The organism is Enterococcus sp. DIV1767, assembly GCF_050542585.1.
GTDB lineage: Bacteria > Bacillota > Bacilli > Lactobacillales > Enterococcaceae > Enterococcus_D > Enterococcus_D innesii.
In genome coordinates this window covers 2,738,289-2,760,233 of record NZ_CP172936.1, presented here as the reverse complement: position 1 = coordinate 2,760,233, position 21,945 = coordinate 2,738,289, and the positions used below count along the sequence as shown (strand labels likewise).

The 21,945-nt window shown below is 41.3% G+C and carries 18 protein-coding genes and 1 pseudogene; 16 read left to right on the top strand and 3 right to left on the bottom strand.

The annotated features are described in order from the left end of the window. Positions 1–82 precede the first annotated feature (82 nt). From IGI78_RS13015 to IGI78_RS12950, 14 genes are all read left to right on the top strand, one after another. Positions 83–1,963, top strand: coding sequence for a BglG family transcription antiterminator (locus IGI78_RS13015; RefSeq protein WP_195266487.1), 1,881 nt, complete (start codon positions 83–85; stop codon positions 1,961–1,963). A 3-nt stretch (positions 1,964–1,966) separates the two neighbouring features. Next, positions 1,967–2,752: a tyrosine-protein phosphatase gene (locus tag IGI78_RS13010; protein WP_077452002.1), complete on the top strand. Its 786-nt coding sequence runs from the start codon at positions 1,967–1,969 to the stop codon at positions 2,750–2,752. Positions 2,753–2,767: 15 nt separating this feature from the next. Beyond that, positions 2,768–4,033 carry a PTS sugar transporter subunit IIC gene (locus tag IGI78_RS13005; RefSeq protein WP_008380631.1) on the top strand — a complete coding sequence of 422 codons (1,266 nt, stop codon included), beginning with the start codon at positions 2,768–2,770 and terminating at the stop codon, positions 4,031–4,033. A 28-nt stretch (positions 4,034–4,061) separates the two neighbouring features. Next, positions 4,062–4,361, top strand: coding sequence for a PTS sugar transporter subunit IIB (locus IGI78_RS13000; RefSeq protein ID WP_010749922.1), 300 nt, complete (start codon positions 4,062–4,064; stop codon positions 4,359–4,361). 1 nt (position 4,362) lies between these two features. Continuing rightward, positions 4,363–4,704, top strand: a complete 342-nt coding sequence (locus tag IGI78_RS12995) for a PTS lactose/cellobiose transporter subunit IIA (protein ID WP_061053195.1) — start codon at positions 4,363–4,365, stop codon at positions 4,702–4,704. Between the two features lie 156 nt (positions 4,705–4,860). After that, positions 4,861–6,195, top strand: coding sequence for a hypothetical protein (locus IGI78_RS12990; RefSeq protein ID WP_195266489.1), 1,335 nt, complete (start codon positions 4,861–4,863; stop codon positions 6,193–6,195). A gap of 169 nt (positions 6,196–6,364) precedes the next feature. Then, entirely contained in the window at positions 6,365–6,733 is a 369-nt protein-coding gene (locus IGI78_RS12985; RefSeq protein WP_060791427.1) for a type II toxin-antitoxin system RelE/ParE family toxin, read from the top strand. Then, complete coding sequence (locus tag IGI78_RS12980; protein ID WP_005228477.1) at positions 6,720–6,995, top strand: helix-turn-helix domain-containing protein; 276 nt, start codon at positions 6,720–6,722, stop codon at positions 6,993–6,995. The genes IGI78_RS12985 and IGI78_RS12980 overlap by 14 nt, the downstream gene beginning before the upstream one ends. A 252-nt stretch (positions 6,996–7,247) precedes the next feature. Next, the gene (gene guaD / locus IGI78_RS12975) at positions 7,248–8,612 is read left to right on the top strand and encodes a guanine deaminase (RefSeq protein ID WP_195266491.1); all 1,365 of its coding nucleotides are present in this window, start codon (positions 7,248–7,250) and stop codon (positions 8,610–8,612) included. 40 nt (positions 8,613–8,652) lie between these two features. After that, on the top strand, positions 8,653–9,936 hold the full coding sequence (locus IGI78_RS12970; protein WP_077452248.1) for a uracil-xanthine permease family protein: 1,284 nt from the start codon (positions 8,653–8,655) through the stop codon (positions 9,934–9,936). Positions 9,937–10,264: 328 nt separating this feature from the next. Continuing rightward, positions 10,265–10,882 (top strand): LysM peptidoglycan-binding domain-containing protein, encoded by a 618-nt coding sequence (locus IGI78_RS12965; protein ID WP_008380639.1) that lies wholly within the window; start codon positions 10,265–10,267, stop codon positions 10,880–10,882. A gap of 287 nt (positions 10,883–11,169) precedes the next feature. Continuing rightward, complete coding sequence (locus IGI78_RS12960) at positions 11,170–11,571, top strand: MmcQ/YjbR family DNA-binding protein (RefSeq protein WP_140965271.1); 402 nt, start codon at positions 11,170–11,172, stop codon at positions 11,569–11,571. Between the two features lie 229 nt (positions 11,572–11,800). Continuing rightward, positions 11,801–13,510 carry an ABC transporter ATP-binding protein gene (locus IGI78_RS12955; RefSeq protein WP_195266493.1) on the top strand — a complete coding sequence of 570 codons (1,710 nt, stop codon included), beginning with the start codon at positions 11,801–11,803 and terminating at the stop codon, positions 13,508–13,510. 2 nt (positions 13,511–13,512) lie between these two features. Beyond that, entirely contained in the window at positions 13,513–15,282 is a 1,770-nt protein-coding gene (locus IGI78_RS12950) for an ABC transporter ATP-binding protein (protein WP_195266495.1), read from the top strand. A gap of 205 nt (positions 15,283–15,487) precedes the next feature. On the opposite strand, the gene IGI78_RS12945 is transcribed toward IGI78_RS12950, so the two are convergent. The 3 genes and pseudogenes from IGI78_RS12945 to IGI78_RS12935 form a co-directional block, all read right to left on the bottom strand. After that, positions 15,488–15,805, bottom strand: a complete 318-nt coding sequence (locus IGI78_RS12945; protein ID WP_185938614.1) for an RNHCP domain-containing protein — start codon at positions 15,803–15,805, stop codon at positions 15,488–15,490. Positions 15,806–16,187: 382 nt separating this feature from the next. Further along, positions 16,188–17,473, bottom strand: a pseudogene (locus tag IGI78_RS12940) (aminopeptidase). Positions 17,474–17,980: 507 nt separating this feature from the next. Beyond that, positions 17,981–18,643 carry a GntR family transcriptional regulator gene (locus IGI78_RS12935; protein WP_195266497.1) on the bottom strand — a complete coding sequence of 221 codons (663 nt, stop codon included), beginning with the start codon at positions 18,641–18,643 and terminating at the stop codon, positions 17,981–17,983. Positions 18,644–18,822: 179 nt separating this feature from the next. Between IGI78_RS12935 and IGI78_RS12930 the strand changes: the two genes are divergently transcribed. Both IGI78_RS12930 and uidA read left to right on the top strand, forming a co-directional pair. Next, positions 18,823–20,109 carry a PTS sugar transporter subunit IIC gene (locus IGI78_RS12930; RefSeq protein ID WP_288362844.1) on the top strand — a complete coding sequence of 429 codons (1,287 nt, stop codon included), beginning with the start codon at positions 18,823–18,825 and terminating at the stop codon, positions 20,107–20,109. Between the two features lie 5 nt (positions 20,110–20,114). Beyond that, positions 20,115–21,875, top strand: a complete 1,761-nt coding sequence (gene uidA / locus IGI78_RS12925; RefSeq protein ID WP_195266501.1) for a beta-glucuronidase — start codon at positions 20,115–20,117, stop codon at positions 21,873–21,875. The last annotated feature ends 70 nt before the right edge of the window (positions 21,876–21,945 follow it).

Below are 21,945 nucleotides of genomic sequence, written 5' to 3'. Positions count from 1 at the left end.
AAATTTCCCTTAATGAAAGGGAAGATATACCTATGGAGGTTGTTTGGGTTTGACTCTAAACTAGTAAGCGAGGGAGAGAGAGATGGAAAAATTAAGCCTATTGTTGTTAAGAACACTTTCGGAGCATGACGGTTTTATGACGAGTAAAGCGGCTGCTGCCGAGTTGGGTGTTAGCAGGAAAACCGTTCGCCGTTATGCAGAAGAAATCAACCAGCATCATGAACGATACGGTTGTATGATTCAAGCGAAAAAAGGGAGTGGGTTGTATTTACAAATAACGAACGAAGAAGCTTTTCAGCGAAGGAAAGAACAAGCGTCCCACAATGACGACTTTGTTTCTAGAATTATTGAATTCTTTATTCAAGAAGAAACGTATATTAAGTCCGAAATGCTTTGCGAACGCTTATTCATTTCTCAAAGCAAGCTATCTCAAGAATTGAAAAAGCTGCGACGGATACTAAGCCATTACCAGCTCTCCATTCAAACGAAGCCGTATTACGGAATGAAACTTAGCGGCAGCGAATTTGACTTGAGACGATTTATGGCTAGTAATTATTTGCAAAGAACCCATATCAAGCAGTTAGAAGAGGGCACAATCAGCGAAGATACACCGTCGCTTCTTCACCAGCAGATAAAAGCGATCGTTTCGTCGGAGTTTTCGCAAAAAGCCTACCCCATGTCGGAGGCTATTTTGAACAATCTGGTGAATCATTTAGCGATCGCTGTCTTACGCATGCAAAGCGGCCGCTACTTAGATCGAAACCTACCGATCAGCGGCAGGACCAATGATGAACAGACATTACTAGGAGAGCGAATCATCGCCAGAATTGAAAAAGAGTGTACTGTACATTTTACCGAATACGAGCGAAATTATGTTTTAGGGCAAATCGTTGGCAAACGAGTAGTCCCTAGAAATGAAAAGATGACTGTTTCAGATGAAGCAGCAGAATTGGTCAGCAAAATTTTAAAAGCGATCAAGGAAAGCCGCCAAATCGATTTCAGTAAGGACTTGGATCTGCAAACGATGTTGATGTTGCACTTTGCTCCGCTGATCGATCGGATCGAATTGGGGATCGAGCTGAAAAATCCTTTGTTGAATGAGGTGAAGGTACACTGTAATGTCGCTTATGATTTAGCCATTATTGCCGGTCAAGTCATTGCAAAGCAATTTGAAAAGACCATCAGTGATCATGAACTCAGCTATTTGGCGATGCACTTTGATGTGGCTTTAAATAAGAAAGATTCGCAAACACAGCGCAAGTATATTTTAGTGGTCAATGACCTCGGCCGAGCGACCAATACCTTCCTTAAAGAGAAATTTGAGTTTTATTTTCGCAATTATATCAAGAAAGTCACGGTATGCAATCAATATGAATTTTTACAAATGATCGAAGAGCAGGAGTTCGATTTTATCTTTTCTTCGATTCCACTTCCTTACGAAGGAACGATTCCTGTTATGAATGTTGATTATTTTATGCAACCGGATATGATCAAAAAGATCGAAGCCGCATTGGCCGCTGTCTTCACAGAAGAAGTGCTTTTGAACTACTTTAGGGAATCGTTATTCATCTGTGAACAAGAATTTGAAACAAAAGAAGCGGTATTGCATTTTTTATGCCAACAAATCAAAGAACAGTATTCAATGCCTGAGAATTTTGAAACATTGGTTTTTGAACGAGAAGCCTTTTTTGGAACCGATTTCTTACCGTCAGTCGCTTTCCCTCATCCCAATGCACTGATTGGTTCAGAAACCGTGATTGCCGTTGCAAACTTGAAAAAGCCAGTGTTCTGGTACAAACAGACGGTTCGTCTCGTTTTTTTATTAGTGATTGCGGAACAAGATCATTTAAAAGTGAAACCGCTGAATGATCATTTGATCAAACAATGTTCTTCGTTGGATAAAGTAAACAAACTAGCTGCGACAACGGACTTTATGACGTTCATTAATTTTTTAAAGGAGTAGTATATGACAAATGAAAAAGTAACCTTAGAGGGTGCGTATAATTTTCGCGATTTTGGCGGCTATCGGACCAAAGAGGGCAAATACGTAGTGACTGGAAAACTATACCGCTCAGACGAGTTGAGCAAATTGACAGAAGCCGATCAGAAAAAATTAGCAGCTCTGGGAATTGAGAAAATTATTGACTACCGTAATGCCCAAGAAAGAGCAGACAATGAAGACAAACCCATTGGGAATGCTCAGATCCTTTATTTGACGCCAATTGCTGATATTGCTGCTTTAGCTTCTTCAGAAGAAGGGGAGCCAATGGCGCTTTCTGCAGAAAAAATCACCGCCGAAGTTGCAAAAGAATTGATGATTCGGCAAAATTATGAATTTGTTGAAAACAGTCAATGCAAGACCGTTTTTAAAGAAGTATTGGACATTCATTTGGAAGCTGAAGGTGCAGTGGTTCAGCACTGCCGTGGTGGCAAAGACCGCACCGGGTATGGGGTTGCCCTGATTCAGTTACTGTTGGGTGTCAGTTATGAAGAGGTCATGGAAGATTACCTGCTGACCAACGAGTACAAAAGGGAGAAAAATACCAAGAGTCTCAAGCTGATACAAGAAGAAACGAACAACCCCGATTTTGTGGCAGCAATGCGATACTTCAAAGAAGCTGATCGGTGCTTTTTACAAACCGCTTTGGATTTGATTGAGGCTCATGGGGGGATTGAAACGTATGTAAAAGAAGAACTGGGTTTTTCACAGCAGAAAATCCAGCTGCTTAAAGATAAATACTTGCGGGATTAAGTGAAGGAGGACCTTATGAATACACTGAAAGATAAAATACTAGCTGCAGCCGTTCAAGTACAAAACAATATTTATATGAAAGCCATTGCCAATGCAATGATGGGCTTAATGCCCGTCATGATGATCAGTTCCATTGCTTCCTTGATCAATGCGATCGACATTGGGGCAACGCAACAGATAATGGAACAAATTGGTTTGAAAGCATTATTAACCCAAGTCAACGCGATGACAATCGATGTCGTTTCCGTTTATGTCGCCTTTCTAGTCGGCTATAAATTAGCCGAGCATTTAAATGCGGATCAACTAAATGCCGGTATCATGAGTTTGGTATCATTTTTGATCTTGAGTCCGATTTCGACTTTAGAAGAAACCCGTACGATGGAGTTGTCGACCCTTGGCTCCGGTGGGATGTTTGTCGCCATGTTTGGCGGATTGTTGGGTGCCAGAATTTACATTTTATGTGTACAGAAGAATTTGATGATCAAAATGCCGGATTCGGTACCGCCGATCGTCAACAAATCCTTTGCAGCGATCGTGCCAGCAATTATTGTTTCAGCCATTATGGGCATCATTTATGTGGGCATGGCGGCAACTCCTTACGGCACACTGACAGATATGATCTATACTTGGGTACAAGCTCCATTGACCTTGCTAGGAGCGAATATTTTTGCTTGTATGATCATTGTGGCGTTTATCGAATTTCTTTGGTTCTTTGGCATTCACGGAGTGTTGGCTGTTTATCCGATCTTGATGTTGGTCTTTTACCAACCAGGGCTTGATAATCTGGCGGCGTACAGTGCCGGCCAAGCATTACCACATTTGTTTACGATTGGGTTTATTTTGAACAATCGCGGGGCTCGTTCATTTGCAGTCGCTTTACTGGCTATTTTTGGTTGCAAATCAGAGCAACTAAAAGCTGTTGGTAAAATTGGTTTGATCCCTTCTATGTTTGGTATTTCTGAGCCAATCAAATTTGGGATTCCTCAGGTGATGAATATCAGAATGCTGCTTCCCTTGATGGTAACACCGGCTGTTTCCGTATTGTCAGCATATCTCTTAACAATTGTCGGCTTTTTGCCTTATCACAATGGAGTCAATATCCCAACTGGATTTCCGATTATTTTCGGTGGCTTCTTAGTGAATGGCTGGCAAGGGATCATTGCACAATTGATTCAATTTGTCTTATGTGTCATCATCTACATCCCTTTTATGCGTCTGCAAGACAAAGCAGCACTCGCTGAAGAAAAGAATCTGCAAACCCAAGCGGCAGTCGTTGAGTAACAAATAACGAGAAAATGGAGGAACAATGATGAAAAAAATAGTATTAGTTTGCGCTGGCGGCATGTCTACTGGCGTCTTAGTAAATAATATGAAAAAAGCAGCGCAAGAAAAAGGAGAAACGGTGGCGATCGATGCGTTCTCTATTGAATCGGTCACGACTGCAGCCAAAGATGCTGATTGCGTACTGTTAGGACCGCAAGTTTCATACCGATTAAATGAAGTCCAAGGTTTAGTTGCTTGTCCAGCAGCCAGTATCGACATGCGCACCTATGGCATGATGGATGGAAAAAAAGCATTGGAACAAGCACTTGAACTAATAGGAGAGTAGAATGGAAGAAAAAGAACAAATTTGTTTTCAGATTATCTCGCAAGCGGGTATGGCAAGAAGTTGCTTTTTTGAAAGTATTCAAAAAGGAAGAGAAGCCCAGAATCTGGCTGCACTGCAAGCAATCGAAAAAGGAAAAGAACACTATCATGAAGCCCATTTGGCACATCGGAAGTTAGTTCAACAAGAAGCACAAGGGGACAAAGTTTGGATGTCCTTACTATTAAGTCATGCGGAAGATCTTTTGATGAGCGCAGACATCATGAGTGAGCTTGCAAAAGAGTTTCAAGGGTTGTATGAAGAAATTCAGGCAATTAAGCAAACGATTCAGTCTACTGGCTCCTAACCGAAAATCGCAATAAGAAAAAGAAACGAAGTGTCAGTCCTTTGACAACACACTTGGTTTCTTTTTGCTTAAATTTGACACGCAAGTTGACAGGATTGCTTGAAAGTGTAGGATAGAAGAAAGATGGAACTTTAAATCAAGGCAAGGAGTCGGACGATGAAAGCTTTAAAATCCCATACCGCACTTTTGATCATCAGCAATACGATCACGATCATCCCGTATCTTTATTTCTTATCTTTGAGCAAAGAGCAGTCGCTAAGTGCAGCATTAGCCTTTGCGCTCTTTTATACCTTTCGCATGACAGGGGTCTTTTTCTTACAGACGCTTACGGCGCTTTTCGCACCATCGCTCTTAGCAGCCAGTGTCTTGATCGGCGGCGCCGGCGCATTGGTAGGTATCTTGAGCACTTGGTGGAGCGCTGCACTCTTGCCAGCTGCTGGTTTGTTGGGGATCAGTGCTTCTTGGTTGCCGCCAGCTGACCTGATGGTACGCCAAAAAGCCAAGCTCACTGAACAGCCGCTGAAAAATGATTGGAAGGAGGCGCTGTTCTTTCTTTTCGTTTTATTGTTTGCCTTACGGTTGCCTGATGACCTTCAAGGCATTGGTCTATTTGGCAGTTATCTTGCACTCTTTGTGCTTGCGGCTAAGAGTAGTCAAACCTTCAAAAACCTACCGAAAAGACCGCTGATGCAGCGCAACCAGTTATTCAACAAGCAATTTTTGTTGTATTTCTTTTTCTTTCTCTTACTGTTTGGCTTGCGAGCAGCCAGGCTGATCAAGTCGAATGCCCTCTTTGAGTGGGCGATCACTGGTTTCTTGTTTCTCTTTGCTTTGCTGCTGATCACTTTAACGAAACGCAGTAAGTCGTGGAGACAGCCGCTTCACTTGAACATCCTCACCTTTATTCGGGGAGTGATCGGTAACTTTCTTTTTCTTTTCGGCTCGGTCTATGTTACCGGTCGATTTGGGGCACAAGCGCTCAGTACTCACGTTTACTTGCCTTATGCACTGGGCCTCTTTGGCGCAATGTTTCTCGGAGGAAAACTCGCACGCTTGCTAGAAAAACAGTTAGTACCGGCGTATTTGCTTGGATTGATGGTTGGTGTTCTTCTATTTAGCAGCGATCTTTTGATCCCAATAAGTTTATTTGTCATTAGTTTCTTTAATGCGGGATTGAATCAATGGCTCACGAAACAGTATTTGGCGGCAAAACCGGAAGCAATTGAACAGCAGAGCTTAGCCAAGTATGCCACACAAAGCAAAGGAAGTCTGGTACATCAATTTCTTTTGATGACACTCCTATTTGTCATTCTTCGTTTTGAACATCAGCCGCTGGCTTTCTTGTTTCAGCTATCAGGAACGACGGCAACGAATCAAACCTCAAGGATCCAAAGCTTTTTAGAGCCAGCAAAATGGGGCTCGATTGCAGGATTACTGTGTTTGCTAGTAGGTGGACTGGTGGTTTTTCGTAGGAATCGTAAAGAAAAATGATGGAGAAATGATTTGGAGTTGATTCGGTTTCATCGACAAAGAGAATGTTAAGTAGTTTTGTATCAACTAGAAAAAAAGATGAAACCAATTATAGGGAATAAAGTCTAAGAAAGAATAATGAACGGTAACTTGAATCGACAAATGATGGCATATATGCTATCATTTGTATATGGACAAACCTAAGTTTGAGTTTTATGAGCGACCAAATGGACACAATGAATTTATTGAGTTTTTTGAACAGTTACCTGAGAAAGACCAGAAAAAAATGTTAGCAGTCATTGCGAATGTGGAAGAACATGGAATACTGATCGCTCAAAAAATGAAATGGGTGAAAAAACTGGGAGATAACCTATTTGAGCTGAGATCAGGAATTGGAGGAAACATTCAAAGAGCTTTATATTTTCATTGGCTAGGTTCTAAATTCATTATTACCCATGGTTTCACCAAGAAAACGCAGAAGACGCCAATTCAAGAAATAGCAAAAGCGATAGAGATCCGAAAAGAATTTGAGGAGGAGATCAAAGATGCCAACAGTTAAATTCAATGATTTTTTAAAAGAAAAAATGAAAGACACTGAATTCAAAGCTGAATATGAAGCTGAAAAAGCGAAACTTGCTAGTGCTGTAGCATTGATGAAAGCGCGAGAAAGTGCAGGACTCACACAAAGAGAACTTGCAGAGCTCGCCGCTGTTCCTCAGTCAACCATTGCACGTATTGAGAGAGGGGATAATACAAGTTTCGAAACATTATCCAAACTTGCTTCCGCCCTCGGAAAAACCCTGACCGTTAGTCTAGTTTAGGTAACGCCTTAGTTATAGATAAACCAAGCGAATATTCTCAAAAAGCAGACACTGTCTTATTTCTAGACGGTGTCTTTTTTTGAAATCGCATAAAAACCGAACGTTCAGCGTTTTATCTTCCTTTATGATAGTGAATTTTATTGCACTATTTTCGAATAGCGTTAAAATAAGAACATCGTGTTAGTGAAAAAGGAACATTAAATGAACGGCTTTTTCCTGACAATGTCTTAGAGAACGGGGGAAATCAAACAAATGGCAACCATTCGCTATTTTAAAGGAGATGTTTTCCATACGCCAAGTGATGGAAAATTGGAGTATATAGAAGAAGCTTTGATTCAAGTCGATGACGCAGGGATCATCACAAAAGTCACTGCTAAAACAGATCAAGGGTATGAGTCAGAGCTGGCGAAAGCATCAGAGAATCTGCAGGCTTTATCTGCAGGCCAGTGTTTTTTACCAGGGTTTGTCGATCTGCATGTCCATGCACCACAATGGCCGCAAGCAGGGATCGCGTTAGATGAACCGTTAAATGTCTGGTTAGATGAATGCACGTTTCCGCTGGAGGCAAAATATGCCGATCCAGCATTTGCCAAAGCTGTCTATCAGGATTTGGTGGCACAGCTGTTAGCTAGAGGAACGACAACGGTTCTTTATTTTGCAACGATCCATCTAGAAGCGAGCCTTCAATTGGCGAAGACTTGTGCCGCTCTTGGTCAACGGGGATTAGTCGGAAAAGTCGTTATGGACGATCCCCAAGCCAATCCTGCTTTTTATCGGGACGCGTCAACAGAAGAGGCATTAGCGGATACAGAACGTTTTATTCAAGAAGTACAAGCAATCGCAAAGACTGCACCTCAAGGCGTTTATCCTGTGGTTACTCCGCGATTTGTCCCCAGCTGTACCGATAAAGGCTTGGCAGGGTTAGGCGCATTGGCTGAAAAGTATGATGTCCATGTTCAGACCCACTGCAGTGAAGGGCAATGGGAACATGACTTTGTTCAAGAACGATTTGGCAAAACGGATACCGAAGTGCTGCAAGATTTCGGCTTGTTGCGAGAAAAAGCAGTGATGGCTCATGGCAATTTCATCAGCCCAGCTGACGGCGCCCGTTTTGTCGAAAGCGGCGCCGCAGTTGCGCACTGTCCCATCTCAAATGCCTACTTTGCCAATGGTGTGATCCCAATCAAGCGCTTGAAAGAGCAAGGGGTCACGATTGGGTTAGGGACGGATATCTCCGGTGGTTTTTCACCGAGTTTGTATGACAACATCAAACAAGCTGTGATGTCTTCGAGAATGTTAGAAGATGGTGTAGACGTCACGCTTCCCCAAAACACACGAGGAGTAGCTGATTCTCGTATATCCGTGATCGATGCGTTCTCATTGGCGACAAAAGGCGGCGGTGAGGCACTGAAATTACCTGTAGGTGTCATCAAAGAAGGTTATGCGTTTGATGTGCAAGTGATCGATACGCGACAAAAAGAAAATCCTTTGCCTGACTTCGGTGTGTTCACCTCACCCGAAGCAAGATTACAAAAAATCCTGTACTTAGCAACGATGCAAAATATTCGCCAAGTCTGGGTCCAAGGAAAAAAAGTACACGAAAAACGAGGAGAATGAGACAGTGGAATCAACGAAAAACAAACATTTAACGATCGGAATGAATGAAGACATTCCCTTTGGTCAAGCAGTACTTTTAGGGTTGCAGCATGTGTTGGCAATGGACGTGTATGTGCCGCCATTTATTATCGCAACGGCGGTGGCGATGTCCTCTTCAGACGCATCAGGTTTGATCCAATCGACCTTTTTAGGAGCAGGGATCGCTTCTTTGATCCAAGTCCTCTTTTTCTTGAAATTACCCGTATGTCAAGGACCATCCTTTGTACCCGTTGGAGCGATCATCGGTATTTATTTTGGTGCCAACGGTATGGACACGGTGTTAGGAGCTAGCATTGTTGGTGCTGCAGCAGTCATTTTACTAGGTTTTACGGGCATTTATAAGTATATCGTTCGTCATTTTATTCCTACGATCGTGAGTGGGACGATCATTATGATCGTTGGTTTGACGCTGCTGCCAACGGCATTTACCAGCAATATCTATCCTGCCACTGAAACACTAAGTGCCAATCAAAACATGTTGTTAGCTGCGATTACTGCGGCGATTTTGATCTTGTTTTCTATGTTAGGTGATTATTTTCCGGGAATGGGAAAATACTTCCGAATCAGTTCAGTCATTATTGCATTGGTTATCGGTACCGTGATTGCTTCCTTTATGGGGGGCGTTGATTTTCAGTCGGTGGCGGATGCTTCTTTCTTTAGTCTGCCAAAACTGGTATTTCTAAACTATGGCCTGCACTTTGATGTTTCAGCAATCTTAACGATGCTAGTGATCTATATGGTGCTCCTAGCAGAAACAACAGGAACTTGGTATGCGGTCAGTTCTGTGACAGAAGAACCTGTTACGGATGAACAGATCAATAAAGGCGTGATCGGCGAAGGATTAGGCTGCTTGGTTGCCGCCTTAGTAGGAACGACCCCTGTGACTGGTTATTCTACCAATGCAGGGATCATTTCGATCACAGGGGTTGCTAGTAAAAAAGTCTTTGTGATGGCATCTGTCTGGTTTATCCTATTGTCCTTCATGGGAAAACTTTCAGCCTTGATTCACGCAGTACCTTCTGCTGTCATCGGCGGCGTGTTCGCGGTCGTCTGCGTCATTATTTTGTTGAGCGGCTTTCGGGTCATTAAGAATGAAGAGTTTTCCGAGCGGGAGTTGTATATTATCGGGGTACCGTTGATTATTGCCATCGGCTTGTTGTTTCTGCCAGCAGAAATCAAAGAATCTGCGCCTCAATTCTTACAATATTTATTAGATTCACCGATTGCTTTAAGCGCTATTGCGGCGATCGTCATGAATAAATTGATCCCAGTGAAGAAAAAATAGGAAGTAAATGAGGAATGAGACCTTGTCTCGTTCCTTCTTTTGTTACAATCCTGTGTAAAAAGAGGGTTTTTTGTAATATAGGAAAGGTTTTCTAAGGTTAACTGGTTTACCTAAAAACAAAATAACTGTAATGTTAAAAATTACAGCAGAGAAAAGCTTGATATGATAGTCTTTTCCGATTCTTACGAAACGTAAGGCAACTGTCGTTTTCGTAATCATCTGTAATGATTTCTTTACCTATGAAATATTCTTCGGTGTTAGACTTGTTTATGCGCTTGAGTCATCTCAAATGACGCAAAATGAGTTTCAAAGAAGGAGATTTAATTATATGAAGTCTTTAAAAACTGTTTTACTTAGTACAGCTGTCCTTGCCGGTTTCGGCCTTTTCTTAGGTGGGAAAGACGCCTTTGCAGACGAACAATACACTGTTCAATCTGGTGATACATTATCAACAATCGCTACTAACTTTTATGGTTATAGCTCTGATGATACGATCAATGCGATCGTTGAAGCAAACGAGATTGCTGATAAAAACTTGATTTTTGTTGGGGAAGCATTGATCATCCCTACAGATGGCACTGCAACTTATACAGAATCTGCAAACACGACTGCTGCAGCAAGTGTCCAACAACCAAGTGAACCAGCAGCTTCACAATCAAGCAACACACAATCTGCTGCTGCAAGCACTCAAAGCAGCTCAAGCTATAGCTCTTCAGCTAGCGGCTCAGAAGCTTCAGCAAAAGAATGGATCGCAAACAAAGAATCTGGTGGTTCTTACACAGCGACAAACGGACAATACTACGGTCGTTACCAATTAACCAACTCTTACTTAAATGGTGACTATTCAGCTGCTAACCAAGAAAAGGTTGCCGATGAATATGTTGCATCACGTTATGGTTCTTGGTCTGCTGCCAAAGCATTCTGGGAAGCAAATGGTTGGTACTAAGATTCTAAAATGAATCTTGTCCATGACATCTAGTAATCAATTGCCCTTATTGGCGAGTACATCTTACTCGCTGATGAGGGCTTTTTTGTATCTTCTGAGAGAGATGAATGAATGTAACGCCGCATGCCACTCTCAAGAGTCATTTTCAGGCGACATGCCATTGATAAAAAATCCCTTTTTCCACGACAACCATGTATAATAGTAGGAAATAGAGCAGAAAGCGATTCAATCTGTCAAAATTGAGACAGAAAATGGCGGTTTTGATAGCAGAAAGTGGGGGAAACACAATGAGTACATCGATTGAAGATAAAATTGCACAAAAAATGCAGCGATTTCAAGCATTTGGGGAAGGTTTGCCGGGAGCCAAAGTCTATTACCGCGAAGATTGGGATGCAATCTACTTTGATTTAGTAGGAAAACAGTTTGGGATCATGAGTCCGCAAGCAGAAGAAACAGCGTTTTTGACTTTGAAAAATCTGCCCGAGGTCAACGAAACGCTGCGAGAGCAATTTCCTGACGTCATCATTCCGGGGTATTATGCCAATAAGACCCATTGGAATACCATCAAGTTGGCATCTGATGCCTTGATGGAAGAAAACATCGAACAAATGATTTTGGTTTCCTACGATCTAGTCAAACAAAAACTGACAAAAAAACAAAAAAGTGAGCTGGAAAACAGCGAATCGTAAGTCAAAGATTTAGCGACAAAAAATAATCAAACCAGTATCGAGGATCATCATAATCCCTTTATTATTCGTTATTTTCGCCAACGTTTATGCAATATTTTCAAAGAGCTTTCATGAAAGCTCTTTTTGTTTTATTTGTTCGCTTGTTTCTAGTCGTGATCCATGGTAAATTGTTGTGCAACCGAAATTTTTTGGCAGTCTTTTCTGCTAAACACAAAGGAGTGGTACGTATATGGATCTGGTCTTACGCCATGTCAAAAAGTACAAAGCGGCAACCAGCATTGCCTTATTATCGGTCATTTTAATGGTCGTTGCTGCATTATGGCAGCCGAAGCTCTTGCAGCAAGTGCTAGAGTCAATTATTACCGAAAACAATGATGAAATGAAAAAAATTGGTGTGCAGTTGATTGGGCTAGCTTTGCTAGGCCTTGTTGCAGGGATCATCAATACGGTTTTTTCTGCGAAAGTGGCGCAAGGCGTTAGTGCCGATATTCGAGAAGAAATGTTTCGGAAAATCCAGACCTTCTCATTTGGTAATATCGAAACCTTCTCGGCAGGAAACTTAGTGGTGCGTTTGACCAATGACATCACGCAAATTCAAAACTTAGTGATGATCTCTCTACAATCGTTGTTTCGCATCCCGTTCTTATTTATCGGTGCCTTCATTTTGGCGATGGCAACCATGCCACAACTGTGGTGGATCATCGTCTTACTGATTATCGCTGTTCTAGTGATTACGGCACTCTCCTTTACACGGATGGGGAAACACTTTATGATCATCCAGAACTTGATCGATAAAATCAACGGGATCGCCAAAGAAAATTTGATGGGGATTCGTGTGGTGAAATCCTTTGTCCAAGAAGACAACCAACTGCAAGGCTTTTCCAAAGTCAGTGAAACGTTAACGAAGCACAATATTATTGTAGGAACCCTGTTCTCTGTAATGATCCCCTCCTTTATGCTGGCGGCCAACTTAGCAGTGGTCGGCGCGATTTTCTTTGTCAGTGATCTAGCGAAAGATGACCCAACCTTGATTGGGGGAATTGCCTCATTCATGAACTATTTGATGCAAATTATGATGGCGATCATTATCGGCGGCATGATGATGATGATGACATCACGGGCTGCAGTTTCGCTAAAACGGATCAAAGAGATTCTAGATACCGAACCAGATCTGCAATACCAAGATGTCCCAGAACAAGAATTGTCTGGAAGTGTCGCTTTTGAAAACGTCAGCTTCCGTTACCCTGGGGATGAAAAAAATGCCCTAACGGATATCAGTTTTACCATCAAACCTGGCGAAATGATTGGGATCGTAGGGGCGACTGGTGCCGGCAAATCAACACTGGCGCAGCTGATTCCCCGTTTGTTTGACCCAACGGAAGGTGTCGTGCGGGTTGGCGGCGTTGACCTAAAAGAAGTCAATGAACAAAGTTTGCGAAAAACGGTCGCCTTTGTCTTGCAAAAAGCGATCCTCTTTTCAGGAACGATTGCCCAAAACTTGCGGCAAGGGAAAAAAGATGCTTCAGAGTCTGAGATGTCTCGGGCAACAGAAATCGCCCAAGCCAGTGAATTTATTCAAAAATTGACAGCGGGTTTTGAAGCGCCGGTCTCCGAGCGCAGCAGCAATTTTTCTGGAGGACAAAAGCAACGCTTATCGATTTCTCGAGGCGTGATCGGTGAACCGAAAATTTTGATTTTGGATGATAGTACGAGTGCATTAGATGCGCGTTCGGAGAAATTGGTTCGCGAAGCATTTGAAAAACAATTAAAAGACACGACAACAATCATTATCGCGCAAAAGATTGCCTCTGTTGTGAAAGCCGACCGTATCTTCGTTTTAGATAATGGACGTCTGGTTGGTGAAGGAAGCCATGAATTTTTAGCCAATAACAATGCCATCTATCAAGAAATCTTCGCAACACAGAAAGGAGAGGAGTAACCATGACAGATTTGTTCAAAGCGAGTAAATTTTTCTATCATTACTTAAAACAATACAAGTGGTCGTTTCTATTCATTTTTGTAACGGTGATTCTGGCAACGTATCTGCAAGTGCAAGCACCAGTTTTTGTCGGAGAAGCGTTCCAAGAGTTGGCGAATTATGTTGGTGGTTTGATGCAAGGGGTCGATGATAAATCGGCTTTTCTATCAATCATTTGGAAATTGTTGATTTTTTATGTCTTAGCCAGTGCAGCCAATTTTGTTTATAGTATCTTGTTCACGCAAGTGGTGGGAAAATCAACCAACAGAATGCGGATCGGCTTATTCAATAAACTGGAAAAATTGACAATCAAATTCTTTGATTCCCATCAAGACGGTGATATTTTGAGCCGTTTCACCAGTGACTTGGATAACATCCAAAACAGTCTGAATCAAGCATTGTTGCAAGTGCTGACCAATGTAGTCTTAATGGTGGGAATCTTGATTATGATGTTCCGTCAAAACGTTGAATTGGCATGGGCAACGATCGCTTCCACCCCGATTGCGGTGTTGATCGCGGTGATCGTGATCCAAAAAGCCCGCAAATATGTCGATCTACAGCAAGATGAAGTCGGAAAATTAAACGGCTATATCGATGAAAAAATCAGTGGTCAACGAATCATCATCACCAATGGACTGCAAGAAGAAACCATCGACGGTTTCTTGGTCCACAACCAACAAGTCCGCGAAGCTACCTACAAAGGGCAAGTCTACTCTGGGCTGCTTTTCCCCTTGATGCAAGGGATGTCCTTGTTGAACACGGCAATCGTGATTTTCTTTGGTGGCTGGTTAGCATTGAACGGTGACTTAGAACGTTCCGTTGCCTTAGGATTAGTTGTGACCTTCGTCCAGTATTCGCAGCAGTATTACCAACCATTGATGCAGATCTCTTCTGGTTACAGCATGATTCAGTTGGCGATCACCGGTGCGCGCAGAATCAATGAAATGTTTGATGAACCCGATGAGGTCAAACCAAAAGACGGGATCAAAGTGAAGGGCATCAAAGAGGCGGTTGCTTTGAATCACGTGGACTTTGGGTATGACAGTCAAGAATTAGTCCTAAAAGATGTCTCGATCACGGTCAACAAAGGGGAAATGGTCGCATTGGTCGGGCCGACTGGTTCTGGAAAAACGACCATCATGAACTTGTTGAATCGGTTCTATGATGTGAATGGTGGTTCTGTGACCTTTGACGGCATCGACATCCGGGAACTAGACTTGGATCTGCTGCGTTCTCAAGTGGGGATCGTTTTGCAAGAATCCGTGTTGTTCTCAGGGACGATTCGTGAAAACATTGCTTTTGGGAAACCAGAAGCGACTGAAGCCGAAGTCATTGCAGCAGCGAAACAAGCCAATATCCATGAGTTTGTTATGACGTTGGAAAAAGGCTATGACACGGAGATCACCGAAGAGAACAATCTTTTCAGTACTGGTCAAAAACAATTGATGAGTATTGCCCGAACGATTTTGACCAATCCAGAATTGTTGATTTTGGATGAAGCCACCAGTAACGTTGATACCGTGACTGAAGCGAAAATTCAACGAGCAATGGATGAAGCAATCAAAGGACGAACCAGTTTTGTGATCGCCCATCGTTTGAAGACAATTTTGAATGCCGATCGTATTGTTGTCTTGAAGGACGGCGAAGTCATTGAAGAAGGCAATCACCATCAGTTGGTGGCTGCCGACGGCTTTTATGCGGAACTGTATCACAATCAATTCGTTTTTGAATAAGCGCAAACCAACGTAAACTCATTAAGAAGACACTAGCAGGACAGCCCGCAATTTCGTCAGCCAATCGACGAAACAGCGGGCTGTTTTTTAGGTTAAAGCAAGCGCTTCTTATGACGACAATGTCTATGAGCAGTTAGTGGTATAAGAGATCCGTTGATCTGATAACAAAAAAAGACCAGCCTGAAGCATGGTCTTCTTTGGTTTTTTAGTGATACGCAGCGGTTTGAGTCAACCACTCAATAAAATGGTCTGGTTGTTGCGTATCCTGCGCCACGATATTCCACTGCTGGTTTTTGCAGCGGGTGCATTCATGCAGCAGCTGATAGCCTTTTTGGGAATGTTGGCGATAGTCGATGGGACGCATCAGGCCATGGCAAGTATTTTGACGATCACCTGGGCGAATATCCACGTGTAACGAGTAGAGACACTGGGGACAATGGTTGCGGTAAGAACCATTGGTCAAGGGGGCAACAGGCGTACTGCAGTTTTTACAAACAAAGGTCGTGTTTTCTTCTTTTCTCATTTTGCTTTCCTCCAAAAGAATGATTTCTTTTGAGAGAAAAGGGTTCCGTTCGTTCTTCATCAGGCTTCTTTGGCTAGGGACACATTCACCGTCCGTAACGATTACTTCTGCTTCCAGCTTCATGCGATTTCGCAATCCGTACCACGCTTAGTTTTTTTGTTTTGTGCTAAGCACTGTGTTGCGGCAGCCCACAACCCAGCAGTAAGTGTAGTCCAAAGTCACTGTCATTGGCGTCGTCCCCTAGAAAGCAATTGAGGAATGCTTTTTCATAGAGTCCCTCCTATATGTTTATGAGGATATTATAGCAGAGATGGGTTTCGCTTTAAAAGATACAATTTTTTGCTAAAGGGTTCTATCTGATGAAACATTTCTGTCTATTTTTCTAAAATTCCTGGAGGGGATGTGCAAAAAAGCTAAAATTGTATTTTCTCCGAAAGCATAAGTGGAATTTTTGTGCCATCTTTTTTAAGCCAATCACTTCCAAGTCTTTGGTACCAAAGGACACATTGATCAATTGAGATGACCGATTCAGACCAGCTTCCTTCAAGGCACTCTCAGACAAGTGAATTCCTTTTTTTAGACCCGCTGGCGAGGCATTCCCGATTCCGATATGGCAAGCTGTATTTTCATCAAGTAAAGTATTGTAAAAAAGACTATTCATCTGAGCTAGGGGAGAATCATTAAAGACTAAAGCAATTTCGCCTAAATAGTGAGTTCCCTCTTCAGCTTCTATGATATTTTGCAGTATTTCTTGTCCTACAGAGGCATGAAAATCAATAATTTTACCTTTTTCAAAAACCAAATAAAAATCATCGATAATATTCCCACCATATATAAGCGGCTTAGAGGCCGTCAATTTTCCATTGATTTTGTATTTATGAGGAACGGTAAAAACCTCTTCAGTTGGTATGTTAGGGAAAAAGCGAGTTCCTTGTCTATCTTGGACACTACCACCAAGAAACTGATGATCTTCTGGTAAACCAATTGCTAATTCAGTGCCATGTTTATTGGAAAAATATAGCTGGGTAAATTGTTGATAATTTAAAAAGTTTTTCCTAGCTTCCAAGTTTTTATCATGAATTTGCCAGTCGTTAAAAGGGTGTTCGCCATCAGCACGGGCACCTTTTAATATCATTCCCCATAACTTGCTGACAGCTTCTTCTTTATTTAAAGTAGGAAAAAGTGTGGTTGCCCAAGTAAAAGAAGGCACCACTACAAGATTCCAACGAATTTGATAGGATCTGGTCTTTTCATAATAGAAGTTCAAATATTTACGGGTGGTTTTCTGAAGTAAGCTCATACGATATGAGGGCACCGTGTTATAGATGCCGGGTGTTTCTGAAATAATGCGGATGAAAGCTGCTCCTTGATTGATCCATGCTTTATGACGGAGGATTTTCCATTCTGAAAATCAGCAATCGTCTCAACGGTTGCATACACTAACTGCTGCTTGGTGGTTTCTTCATCTGTCCAATCCATCACCACATTAGAAGCACCTGCTTTGTAAGCAGCTTTTTGAACAAAACGGGCGAATTCGGCATGTTCAAGATCACTGTGAACGATTACTAATTGATTTTTTTGCACATTTACGCCAATTTGTACAGCGAGATTTGCGTATTTTATCAGTGCAGCTTTACTGATACTCTCGTTTTTTTTAGTAGATGTCATATTTCTCCAATCTTTTAAAAGAACTTAATTAATTTAAAAGTTCACTAAAAATAGGTAACTATTTCTCTTTTTCTATCAAAAATAGGATGTTTCTCTAATTAAGCTGAAAAATGCTGGTTTTCGCAAAATATCTATAAATAGCTCACTAAGTAATATTTTATGAAAATAGTGACTGATAAAGTGAAGAAAACGGATATTTTAGTAAGATAAAAACAGACAATAGCTAGTAAATAAAGAGCTGGATCAGGAAGAGTCTAAAGGGGACTAAAACCAAAAAACAGCTAAAGCTCATTAAGCTATTGATAGAATAAGCTTGGTCATTAAGTCTCTGCTCAAAACAGCAGGAACAATTATTTATTGATAAGTGATAACTCCCAGTTTTCGAATGAATGTAACAAGCCATCTTTATGCCAATAAAAACCAGTCGGAAAGTTTCCGAACTGGTCTTTTTATCTTGGTTCGAAATCAAACAAGCAACCCTTAATCTGCAACTTCCAACGTATAGAATTAATCAAAGTACTCATGAAACTCGCCATAAACAGCTTCATAATTTTCATCAACGAGGTCTAAATGACGAGAAACTAATTTTGCGATAAGGTCTGCATCTTTGGCTTTCAGCGCTTCATAAATATCCCAATGCTGTTGCAGGATATTCATCCAATCAAAGTCTTTTACTTTTAAGGTCAAATGGCGGTAGCGATTCAAATGAACATTTAAATCCAGCAACCAAGTATAAACATGTGTTTTATCGGTCACCAGGTAGAAAAATTGGTGAAACTCTTCGTCCAATTCAAAGAATTTTTCCGAGTTGCCGTTTTTTAGGTAAATCTCTTGCATTTCGACGATTTGCCGAAGGGACTCAATTTGTGCATCATCAATAATCCCAATAGCTTCAACAACAATAGCAGATTCTAATTTTTCTCGTACAAATTTTGCTTCCCGAACTTGCTGCATGTTGATTTTGGAGATAAAAGTTCCGCTTTGAGGTCTTATGACTAACAACCCTTCTCTTTTCAGTTGAAGAATAGCCTCTCTAACGGGAGTATCACCGATATCCAGCATAGACACAAATTGTTTTCTTGAGATTTTTTCCCCAGGCAATAGTTCCAATCGAATAATCTTTTCTTTGATGATGTGATAAGCTTCGTCTTTATAGCTTGCTATAGTCATTTGGCGTCTCCTATTTTTATTAATATATTAGTTTGTCTTTTCAGTATAACCAATAAAGATAAAAAAAACTATTGCAACCTTTGAAAGCGCATGCTAATATTCTAATATATTAGTTAACAAGTGCACATTTTAATTAATAGCAAAGGAAGAAGTTTATTTATAGAGAGAAGGAGAAACAGATGGAAAAAATAATGGCTACTTTTGATGGGGTCTTGGCAGGAGTCACGAAATTCAGTAATAATAAGTATATAAAATCGATTTCTGATGCAATGATGGCACTGATCGGTATTATGATTTTTGGTTCATTTGCAGTTATTTTTCGTGCATTCCCAATACCAAGTGTTGCGGAATTTTTCGTCACTATCGGACTTGATGTGTTTTTTGGCGCAATCAACAATTTGACGATTGGTGCAATTTCAATTTATCTTGTCTTTTTGATAGCAAAAAACTTGACGGCCAAATTTAACTTGGGAGAAGATGGTACAACTGTCGGGTTGATTGCTATCATGAGTTTCTTGATCTTTACACCATTAGGCAGTTATACCGTCGATGAGGCCAATATCACTGCGATTCCACTTACTTGGATTGGAACGAGCGGTATGTTTTCTGCAATTATAATAGGCCTTTTAGTTGGTCGAGGTTATGTATTTATTAAGGAACGGAAGTGGACAATCAAAATGCCTGCGAGTGTCCCACCAATGGTATCGCGTTCATTTGAAGCACTGATCCCAACTATTTTATTGGGTACACTTTCCGGTTTTGTCGCGTACTTGTTTAGTCTTACTTCCTTTGGCAATCTGCATCAGCTGATTTTTACGATCGTTCAAACGCCGTTGCAAGGAGTCGGAAGTTCTATCTGGGCGGTCATGCTGATTATTGCTTTTCAACAATTTTTGTGGTTCTTGGGTATTCATGGAACGAATGTTATTGGACCGATCGTCACGCCGATCTGGATGGCTTTAAATGTTGAGAATCTGACTGCCTATGAAGCTGGGCAGCCATTACCGAATATTGTTACTCATGCATTTATCAACATCGTATGCTGGGGAGGATCCGCATTGGGACTGGTCTTGCTGATGCTGTTTGTAAGCAAAAGCCAACGCTATAAAGAGATGGGAAAAATTTCGATCATCCCTGCATTATTTGGTATCACTGAACCAGTAATTTTTGGAACTCCATTAGTTCTAAACTTTAAAATGGCTGTACCTTTTATTTTCAATAATTCGATTTGTTTAGGAATCGCGTACTTCTTAACCAATATCGGATTCATCGAACGAACGATTGGTGCACAAGCGATCTTTGGGTTGCCAGTAGGGTTTCATGCTAGTATTGGTGGAAGTGTATCGATCATTATTCTGCAGCTTCTTTTGCAGTTGATCTTGTCGCCGATCCTTTGGTATCCGTGGTTCAAATTGATCGATAAAGATGCCTATTTAGAAGAACAAAAACATGCAGAAGGCAGGTAGATAAAATGTTGTATCCCGTGATGAATGAAACACGTTCGCTGATCGATTTAAGTGGCATCTGGCGTGTTCAAGTTGAAAAACAGAATGAATCAATTGATCCTGCGAAACCTTTGAAAAATCCTTTCTTGATCGCGGTACCAGGATCTATTGATGACCAAGTAATTGATGAAACAATTAGGAAACATGTTGGAAACTTCTGGTATGAAACAGAAATGATGATCCCGATTTCTCTAATGGATGAAAGAAAAGTGTTGCGTTTTGCCTCCGTGACTCATGAAGCTGTTGTTTATATCAATGGTATAAAAGCAGCTCATCATATTGGCGGTTTTACCCCCTTTGAAATAGACATTGATTCTTTGGTTCATGCTGGGAAAAACGATTTAAAAGTGTGTGTTTCAAATATCTTGGATGAAAGTACACTACCATGTGGATTTTATCAAGAAAAAAATGGCCGACCATCGGTAACACCTCGTTTTGATTTTTACAATTATTGTGGTATCCATCGTCCTGTGAAACTATACACAACGAAAAAAACATATATTGATGATATCGTGATCCATTATGAGTATCACGGTGGGGTAACAACGGTTCGGCCAGAAGTGTCTATTACTGGGAACTATGATACCATCAAGCTGAAAATTTGGGATGAAGACAATCAGTTGATCGCCCAAAGCAGTGATGTTGAACAACCGTTATTAATCTCTGAAACTCGACTCTGGCACCCGCTGGATGCTTATCTTTATCGATTGGAGGTATCGCTCTTTGATAAAGAACTTTTGATCGATACCTATACTGAAGAATTCGGTGTTCGAACGATTCAAATAAAACAGAATAAAGTCTATATCAATGATAAAGAGTTTTATTTTAAAGGCTTCGGAAAACACGAAGATTTCCCTGTATTAGGTAAGGGATACAACGGCGCTGTTGCGAATCTGGATAAAAACCTTATGAAATGGCTGGGTGCGAATTCTTTTCGAACATCGCACTATCCTTATTCAGAAGAAGAAATGCGGCTTGCTGATCGTGAAGGAATCGTTGTTATTGACGAGGTTCCCGGTGTTGGACTGTTTACTAATTTTCACGTAGATGTCAATTTGAACAATAACAAGAAGAATACTTGGGAGACGCTGAGAACACATGAGAACCATCACAAGGTGATTCAAGAGTTGATTGAACGTGATAAGAACCATGCATGCGTAGTTGTTTGGGCGATCGCGAATGAACCAGCGAGTCATCAAGAAGGTGCCGGAGCATATTTTAAACCGTTGGTTGAATTGACTAAAGCATTGGACCATCAAAAACGGCCTATTGTGATACCAAACATCGTCAATGCGTCGCCAGATTTGGATCAAGCAGCAGAACTCGTTGATATTCTTTGTTTGAATCGCTATTATGGCTGGTATATAGAGCACGGGGATCTTGACTCTGCAATGATTGGGCTTCGACAAGAAATTGAAAAATGGCACGAAAAGTATCCTGATAAACCGATCATGTTTTCTGAATTCGGAGCGGACACGATTTCAGGCTTGCATTCACTCTATCGGACACCTTATTCAGAAGAATTCCAAATTGATTTTTACAAAGCCAATTTTGAAGTGCTGGATGCTTTAGATTACGTTGTTGGGGAACACTTGTGGAATTTCGCTGATTTTGCAACAGCTGCGAATATTCGTCGGATCGATGGCAATAAAAAGGGGATTTTTACCCGCGACCGCAGACCAAAATCGATTGCCTTTGAAATCAAAAAACGCTGGGAAGCACGATAAGAAAACATTCCTTTACCCAGCGGATGACTCAAACATCAATCTATACAGCAGATAGACTGAACGATGTCTG